At 74.1% G+C, this 8,294-nt stretch carries 5 protein-coding genes; 4 read left to right on the forward strand and 1 reads right to left on the reverse strand.

Features of this window, described 5'->3' with window-relative positions; genetic code table 11:
* The first annotated feature begins 173 nt into the window (after positions 1–173).
* Positions 174–836, forward strand: a complete 663-nt coding sequence (locus HGA02_RS05685) for a SanA/YdcF family protein (RefSeq protein ID WP_343035296.1) — start codon at positions 174–176, stop codon at positions 834–836.
* An 87-nt stretch (positions 837–923) separates the two neighbouring features.
* On the opposite strand, the gene HGA02_RS05690 is transcribed toward HGA02_RS05685, so the two are convergent.
* Positions 924–5,210, reverse strand: a complete 4,287-nt coding sequence (locus HGA02_RS05690; RefSeq protein WP_168678186.1) for a beta strand repeat-containing protein — start codon at positions 5,208–5,210, stop codon at positions 924–926.
* 231 nt (positions 5,211–5,441) lie between these two features.
* Here HGA02_RS05690 and HGA02_RS05695 point away from each other — a divergent pair, with 231 nt between their 5' ends.
* The 3 genes from HGA02_RS05695 to HGA02_RS05705 form a co-directional block, all read left to right on the forward strand.
* On the forward strand, positions 5,442–6,131 hold the full coding sequence (locus HGA02_RS05695) for a hypothetical protein (RefSeq protein ID WP_168678187.1): 690 nt from the start codon (positions 5,442–5,444) through the stop codon (positions 6,129–6,131).
* 122 nt (positions 6,132–6,253) lie between these two features.
* Complete coding sequence (locus HGA02_RS05700) at positions 6,254–7,057, forward strand: ABC transporter ATP-binding protein (protein WP_168678188.1); 804 nt, start codon at positions 6,254–6,256, stop codon at positions 7,055–7,057.
* A partial coding sequence (locus HGA02_RS05705) for an FtsX-like permease family protein (RefSeq protein ID WP_168678189.1) occupies positions 7,057–8,294 on the forward strand: 1,238 nt, incomplete at its 3' end. The genes HGA02_RS05700 and HGA02_RS05705, both read left to right, overlap by 1 nt.

An 8,294-nucleotide genomic window follows, 5' to 3' on the forward strand; every position in this document is an offset into this window, starting at 1 on the left:
CGTCCGGTCGCTCCCGTTCGACGGCCCCGCGCGCCCGGCCGCAGGACGCCGCCCGCGTCGGACCGGTCGCGAGCGGACGCTTGCGCCACGGGGAGCGGCGCGGAGGACGCGATCTCGTGGTGATGTCGTGGTTTCGCCGACGCGGCGCCGGCGCCCGGCTTAGCATCGCCGCCGTGACGAGGGTGCGGAGGCTGGCGACGCTCGGCGCGGGCGTGCTCGGCGCGGCCGTCGTCGGGACGTTCCTCGTCGTGCAGGGCGTGGGGCAGTCGGCCGTCCGCGCGTCGGTCGAGGAGGTCCCGGACACGCCCGTCGTCATCGTCCCGGGGGCGGGCCTGCGGCCCGACGGCAGCCCGTCGACGTACCTGCGACGACGCCTCGACGCGGCGGCCGACCTGTACGCGCGCGGCACGGTCCAGGTGGTGCTGGTGAGCGGCGACAACAGCACGCGCTGGCACGACGAGCCGACCGCGATGCGCGACTGGCTCGTCGACCGGGGCGTCCCCGCGGACCGCATCGTGCGGGACCACGCGGGGCTCGACACGCACGACACGTGCGTGCGCGCGCACGACGTGTTCGGCGTCGAGCAGGCCGTCGTCGTCACGCAGAGCTACCACCTGCGCCGCATGCTGTTCTCGTGCCGGGAGGCGGGGATCGACGTGACGGGCGTCGGGGTGTCCGCGGCGAGCGTCGAGCCCGCGAAGGCTGTCGTGTACCGGGTCCGGGAGGTGCCGGCGTCGCTGCGCGCGGCGTGGGACGCGGCGACGTCCCGTCCTCCCGCGCTCGGCGGCCCGCGCGAGACCGGCGTCGACGACGCGCTCGCGACGGCCGACGGCTGATCGCACCACCGCGACCGTCGGCGGCCGGACGCACCGGAGCCCGGCCCCCTGGGGGACCGGGCTCCGGTGGTGTCGCGTCGCGGTGCGTCAGGCCGCGGTGACCGTCCGTCGGCGTCGGACGACGACCAGCGCCGCGCCGAGAGCCAGGAGCAGGAGGCCCGCCACCACGACCCGTGCGACGTCCGCACCGGTCGTGGCGAGCGCCGCGCGCCCGTCGACCACCTCGACCGTGACGGTGCCCGTGGTGCGGGCGCCCTGGTCGTCGACCACGGTGTAGGTGAAGGTCACGGTGCCCGTGAAGCCGGGCGCCGGGGTGTAGACGAGCTTGCCGTCGACGATCGCCACGATGCCGGAGGACGGCTGCGTGACGTCGACGATGGTGACCGTGCCGCCGTCGGGGTCGGTCACGCCGGCGAGGACGTCGATCGTGACGGCCGAGCCGACACCGGTCGTGACCGTGCTGCCGCCCGAGGGGGCCTTCACGACGACCGGCGCGGCGTTCCCGACGGTGACGGTCACCGTGGCGGTGGTCGTGTCGGTCCCGTCGTCGACGGTGTACGTGAAGGTCACCGTGCCGGAGAACCCGGTGGGCGGGGTGTAGGTCGCGACGCCGTTCGTGACCGTCACGGTGCCGCGCGTGGTGCCGTCGGCGCCGGTGGGGGTGCCGACCGTCACGGTGAGCGGGTCGCCGTTGGCGTCGGTGACGCCGTCCAGCAGGTCCAGCTCGACGGGCGTCGCGTACGGCGTCGTCCCGGTGACCGCGGGGGCGACGGGTGCCGCGTTGGCGACGGTGACGACGAGCGTGCCGGTGTCCGTGCCGCCCGCGCCGTCCGACACGGTGTACGTGACGGTGACGTCGCCCGCGAAGCCCGCGGCCGGCGTGACGGTGAGGCGGCCGTCGGTCTCGACGACGACGGTCGCGCCGTTGTCGGCGGTCGCGCCGGTGACGACGAGCACCTGGTCGGTGCCGGGGATGTTCGCGTCGGTGTCGTCGCCGAGCACGTCGACGGTGACCGGGGTGCCGGACGCCGTCGAGGCGGTGTCGTCGACCGCGACGGGCGCGGCGTTGGCGACGGTCACGGTGACCGTGCCGGTGGCCGTCACGTCGCCGTCGGTGACGTCGTACGTGAACGTCACGGTGCCGGCCCAGCCGGTCGGCGGCGTGTAGCGGACCTGGCCGTTCTCGATCGCCGCGGTGCCGCGGGCGGTGCCGCCGGAGTCGCGCGGCGTCGTGACCGAGCCGGGGACGATCGACAGCACGTCGGCCGTGTTCGGGTCGGTGTCGTTGCGGAGGACGTCGACCAGCACGGACCGGTCGGTCGGCGTGGTCACCGGGCCGTCGGCGACCGCGGACGGCGAGCCGTTGGCGACGGTCACGCGGAGCTCGCCGACGTCCGTGCCACCGGCCCCGTCGCCGACCGTGTAGGTCACGACGACGACACCGGAGAAGCCGGTCGGCGGGTGCACCGTGAGGGTGTTGTCCGTCTCGACGTCGACCGTGCCGCGGTCGGCGGACGCGGAGACGATGCGCAGCGACTGCCCGGGGACCCCGGCGGTGACGTTCACGTCGGTGTCGTTCGCGAGCACGGCGACGTGGCTCGCCGCCGTGTTCGTGGCGGTGCTGGCGGTGTCGTCGACCGCGACCGGCGGGGTGTTCGCGACGGTCACGACGACCTCCGCGGTGTCGGTGAGCCCGCCCTCGTCGGTCACCGTGTAGGTGAACCGGTCGGTGCCGGCCCAGCCGGTGCTCGGCGTGTAGCGGACGGTGCCGTCGGCCTGCACGGCGGTCGTGCCGTGCGCGGGCGCGCCGGTCACGGTGACCGTGAGGTCGCCCTCGGCGTCGGCGTCGTTGGTGAGGACGTCGACGTCGACCGACGTCTGGCCCGCCGCGACGGTCGCGGTGTCGTCGCCGGCCGTCGGGGCGCCGTTCACGGTGAAGGTGACCGTGACGACGGTCGACTGCGCGGTGCCGTCGGACACCCGGTAGGTGAACGAGTCCGTCCCGCGGTACGAGCCGGTCGACGTGTACGTGCCGGTGCCGTTCGGGTTGAGCGTCAGCGTGCCGTGCGCCGGGCCGGTGACGAGGACGGCGGTGAGCGGGTCGCCGTCGGCGTCGGTGTCGTTGGCCAGCACCGAGATCGACCGCGTCGCGCCCGTGTTGACCGTGTAGGCGTCGGCGACCGCGACGGGCGCGTTGTTCGTGACCGTGACGGTCACGACGGCCGTGTCGGTCAGGCCGCGCGAGTCCTCGACGACGTACTCGAACGTGTCCGTGCCCTTGAAGCCGGCGCGCGGCGTGTAGGTCACGGTGTCGCCGTCGAGGACGGTGACCGTGCCGCCGTTGGCGCTCGTCGGGCCGGCGGACCGCAGGCGCAGCGTGTCGCCGTTGGGGTCGTTGTCGTTGACGAGCACGTCGACGTCCACGGGCGTGGCGCCGCGGGTGGTCGCCGTGTCGGCGACGGCGTTCGGTGCGGTGTTGAGCACCTCGATCTGCACGGACGTCGTGGCGCGGTAGCCGCCCGGGTCCTGGATCGTGTAGGTGAACACGTCACGACCGGCGAAGTCGTCGCGCGGCGTGTAGCGGATCTGGCCGCTCGGCAGGATCTCGGCGGTGCCGCCCGCGGTGTCGGTGACGGCGACGACCGTCAGCACGTCCCCGTCGGGGTCGCTGTCGTTCGCGAGCACGTCGATGTCGAGCCGGCGCTGCGAGGACGTCGGCGTGAACGTGAGGACGTGCGGCTGCGCGACCGGGGGCCGGTTGACGCCCGGCAGGGGCGTCGTGACGACCGGGTTGAGCAGCACGTTCGACGCGGACGCGGCCGCGGCGTAGGTGGTCGCGCCGCGGTACGTCATGGCCGCGGAGTTGACGATCTTCTGGGTGTCGCGCGCGTCGAGGTTCACGCGCACGTCGAAGACGACGGTGTGCTGCGCGGTGGACCCGGACGGCGAGACGGGCACGTCGCCGCCGGCCGTGGAGGTCGCGCCGCTGCCGAGGTAGGCGACCACGTGGCCGTTGAGCGAGCCGTCGTAGTGGCCGACGTCGCCGTCGCCCGGGGCGTCGGTCTGCGTGGCGCCGTCGACGACGAGCGAGCCCGGCACGTACGTCGTGCCCGTCGGGATCGCGTCGAAGAAGCGCGAGTCGGACGCGGTGTCGAGGCCGATGTTCTGGACGGGGACCGTGTAGCGCAGCACGTCACCGGGCTCGACGAGCCCGCCGTTGACGTCCTCGACGCTCTTCACGCCCAGCAGCTTGGGGTCGTAGAGCTCGGTCGCGAACGTGACGACGCCGGGGTAGAACGTCTCGCCGCCGGTCGTGAGCGTGAGGTTCGCGCTCGTCGCGCCGTTGGGCAGGATCCCGTCGGCGTTGAACAGGTCGGCGTCGAAGCCGAGCTGGTTGTTGTACGACGGGGAACGCCCGGGCACGGCCACGCCGTGGCGGCTGATCGACGAGTTGAACGGGTTCGTGGCGGGGTTGAGCGCGTCGGAGATCGTCGTCGAGTTGAGGCGGAACGCGTCGCCCGTGAGGCCCATGTCGCCCTCGTAGGTGACGGCGCCGAGCGTCGTCTTGACGGGGCCGCTCGGCGGCGTGAGGAAGCCGCTCACGGTGAACGTCGGCATGCCGTTGCCCGACGCGACGGAGCCGAAGCCGGTGAAGACGGTGAGGTTGCGCGCGGGCGCGTCGGGGTCGGACACCGCGACGACCAGCGACCAGCCGGCGTAGTCGTCGGTCGTGCCCGTCGTCGACTGGACGTTCGCGACCGTGTACACGCCGCTGCCCGCGGTCGCGACGAGGCCCGTGACGTCGAGGTACGACTGGTAGCCGTTGTCGGACGCGTTGACGTCGACCTGGCTGGCCGTGAGGTCGCGGTACGTCGCGGACCCCGGGACCTTGAGCTTGACGTTCCCGCGCAGGGCCGAGTTCGACCAGGTCGCGTTCGCGGTCTCGGTGCGCCCGCCCCAGACGAGGGCCGCGAACAGCACGGAGCCGTTCTCCGGCACGGTGAGCGTCGCGCTCGACGCGTTGAACGTCGAGGCGTCCGCGTCGTCGTTGACGAACTGCGCGGTGAAGTCGTTGTTGGAGTACGCCTGGTTGACGCTCGACGCGCGCGCGGCGGCGCAGTTCGTGGAGTTCGTGCCCGAGGTGGCGTTGCACGTCATGAGCGTGTTGGCCGCCATGAGGATGTCGCCGTTGGTGTTCGCGGAGAACACGGGCGTGAAGGCGCGCACGGTCGCGGCGGCCGCGGGGCTCGCGAGGCCGAGTGCCGTGAGGGGGGCGAGGAGGAGCGCGACGAGCACCGCGAGGGCGGTCGTGCGTCGGGCCGGCCGTCGGGCCCCGGTGAGGGGCGCGGTCGGGGCCAGGGGGCCGGTGGGCATGAGGGGGCCACAGCTTTCGTCGGGGCGGACCCTCGGCTTCTTCGGGGACCTGGACAAGCGTCCGTGCTCGCGCGCGGATTTTGAACCTTCAACGACCCACGTCACACACCGCGTCACCCGTCCGGCCGCGGACAAGGGTGGCGAACCACCCTGACCTGCACCAACGGCCCACACGTGGACGAGGAGCCCGCGACGGCGCAGGGTGGACGGACAGGGGGAGAGGACGGACGGATGGACGAGGCGACCTCGGCGCGCGCCACCCGCGCCGCACCCGTCGACTGGGCGGTCCCGCCGGGCCCGCGCGACTGGCTGTTCGGCACCGGTGCGACGCGCACGGAGCGCGGTGTCGTCTGGGCGACGACGGCGCTCGCGGTCGGCGTCCTGGTGCTCACCGCACCCGACGACTGGACCTGGCTCACGTGGGCCGTCGTGCTGCTCGTCGCGCTCGACGTGACCGGCGGCGTCGCGGCCAACGCGCTCGGCTCCGCCAAGCGGCTCTACCACTCGCCGCTCGCGCCGCCCGTGACCCGGCTCGACCGCCTGCTGCACGACCCCGTCGCGTTCACCGCGCTGCACGTCCACCCGTTCGTCCTCGCCGCCGTCGTGCCCGACGCGACGTGGGTGTGGGCGCTGTGGTGGTACCTCGTGCCGCTCGCGGGCGTCATCGCCGTCCGGTCCGTCCCCGCCTACCTCGAACGGCCCGTCGCGCTCGGGTTCGCGACCGTCGCGCTCGTCGCCGCCCCCATCGCGGGAACGCCCGAGGGCCTCGCGTGGTTCGGACCTGTGATGGTGCTGAAGCTCGTCGTCGCGCACGCCGTCCGGGAGGAGCCGTACCGGCCGGCCGGGCGCACCGGCGACGTCGGCCCGGGGTCCGCCCCCGGGGGCACGCCCGACGCCGCTCAGGGTCCGACCAGGGCCTGACCAGGGACGTCACCGATGTCCCCGACCCCGCCGCACGAGGACCATCGTCCGTGGCGGGCACGCGTCGGCGTGCCGTGAGGTGAGCACGGACGTCGGACGACGTGCGGTGAGAGGCGGAGGACATGGCGAGGGACACGACCCCGATCGCGAGCGCGCGCGGGCTGGTCAAGACGTACGGCAGGGGCGACACGGCGGTGCACGCGCTCGCGGGCGTCGACGTCGACTTCGGCCGCGGCGAGCTCACCGCCATCATGGGTCCGTCCGGGTCGGGCAAGTCGACGCTCATGCACTGCATGGCGGGGCTCGACCGCACGGACGCGGGGACGGTCGTCGTCGACGGCCTCGAGGTGTCCGGCATGAACGAGCGGAAGCTCACCAGGCTGCGCCGCGACCGCCTCGGGTTCGTCTTCCAGGCGTTCAACCTGGTCCCCACCCTGACGGCGCTCGAGAACATCACGCTGCCGCTCGACATCGCGCGGCGTCCCGTCGACCGTGCGCACCTCGACACGGTCGTGCGTGCCGTCGGGCTCGCGGACCGCCTCGACCACAAGCCGTCCGAGCTCTCGGGCGGGCAGCAGCAGCGCGTGGCCTGCGCGCGCGCCCTCGTCACGCGGCCCGCCGTCGTGTTCGCCGACGAGCCCACGGGCAACCTCGACTCCACGTCGTCCGCCGAGGTCCTCGGCTTCCTGCGCCGGTCCGTCGACGAGCTCGGGCAGTCCGTCGTCATGGTCACGCACGACCCGACGGCGGCGTCCTACGCCCACCGCGTGCTCTTCCTGGCCGACGGGCGCCTGGTCGGCGAGGTCGTCGACCCCACGACGGAGTCGGTGCTCGCGGCCCTCGCGGCGCTGCGTCCGGCCCGCGCCGCCGCACCCGCGCCCGTCGCGCCCGCCGGCCCCCTGGCGGCCTCCCCCGCGGCCCTCTGATGGGCCGCGTCGCACTCCGCGGGATCCGCGCGCACCTCGTGCGGTTCCTGCTCTCGCTGCTGGCCGTCGCGCTGGGCGTCGCGTTCGTCGCGGGCACCTTCGCGCTGCGGACCATGCTGTCCGGCACCTTCGACGGAATCGTCGACGCCGCGGCCCCCGCCGACGCGTACGTGCGCGTCGACCAGCCCGACGACGCGTCGGTCGTCATGGGCACCCCGACCGCGCAGAGCGTCCCGCTCGCGCTGGTCGACGAGGTCGCCGCGGTCGACGGCGTCGCGCACGCGATCCCCGGGCTGTCCGGCACGATCGTCCTGGTCGGCGCCGACGGCACCGCGGTGCAGTCCACGCAGGCGCCCAGCTTCGCGCTCAACTACGCGCCCGACGACCCCGCGCTCGACGTCGTCGAGGGCCGGGGCCCCGAGCGCGCCGGTGAGGTCGCGCTGGAGACCGCCACGCTCGAGTCGTCCGGGTTGTCCGTCGGCGACACGACGACCGCCGTGCTGGGCGGTCAGGTGACCGAGGTCGAGATCGTCGGGCGCGTCGACCTGGGTGGCCCGATGGCCGGCGCGACGATCGTGCTGGTCGACCAGCAGACCGCGCTCGACGTGCTGGCACCCGACGACGGGGGCGTGAACGAGATCGCCGTCTACGCCGCGGACGGGACGACGCCGCGGCAGCTCGTCGAGCGTCTGGAACCGCTGGCCGGCGACGGGCTCGAGGTCGTCACGGGCGACGCGCTGCGCGCCGACAACAAGGCGGACATCGCGTCCCAGCTCGGCTTCATCACGACGTTCCTGCTGGTCTTCGCGGGGATCGCGCTGTTCGTCGGCGCGTTCATCATCTCCAACACGTTCGCGATGTCGGTGCGCCAGCGCATGCGCGAGCTCGCGCTGCTGCGCGCCGTCGGCGCGTCACCGCTGCAGGTGTTCGCGTCCGTGCTCGTGCAGGCGGCCGTCGTCGGGATGCTCGGGTCCGCGCTCGGCATCGCGGGCGGTCTCGCCCTGGTGTCGGGGCTGCGCGTCGTGCTCGGGTCGATCGGCATGGACCTGGTCGGCGACATCCCGGTCGACGCGGCGACGATCGTCGTGTCGCTCGTCGTCGGGACCGCCGTGAGCGTGCTCGCCGCGGCCCTGCCCGCCCGTCGGGCCGCGCTCGTGCCGCCCGTCGAGGCCATGCGCGACGACGTCGCGGTGCCCGAGCGGTCGCTGCGCTGGCGGGCCGTCGGCGGCCTCGCGAT

It is taken from the genome of Cellulomonas septica (genome assembly GCF_012396155.1).
Lineage (GTDB): Bacteria > Actinomycetota > Actinomycetes > Actinomycetales > Cellulomonadaceae > Cellulomonas > Cellulomonas septica.

Coding starts and splice junctions, on each gene's coding strand:
- HGA02_RS05690 (WP_168678186.1), bottom strand. CDS start 5,210: ATGCCCACCGGCCCCCTGGCCCCGACCGCGCCCCTCACCGGGGCCCGA.
- HGA02_RS05695 (WP_168678187.1), top strand. CDS start 5,442: ATGGACGAGGCGACCTCGGCGCGCGCCACCCGCGCCGCACCCGTCGAC.
- HGA02_RS05700 (WP_168678188.1), top strand. CDS start 6,254: ATGGCGAGGGACACGACCCCGATCGCGAGCGCGCGCGGGCTGGTCAAG.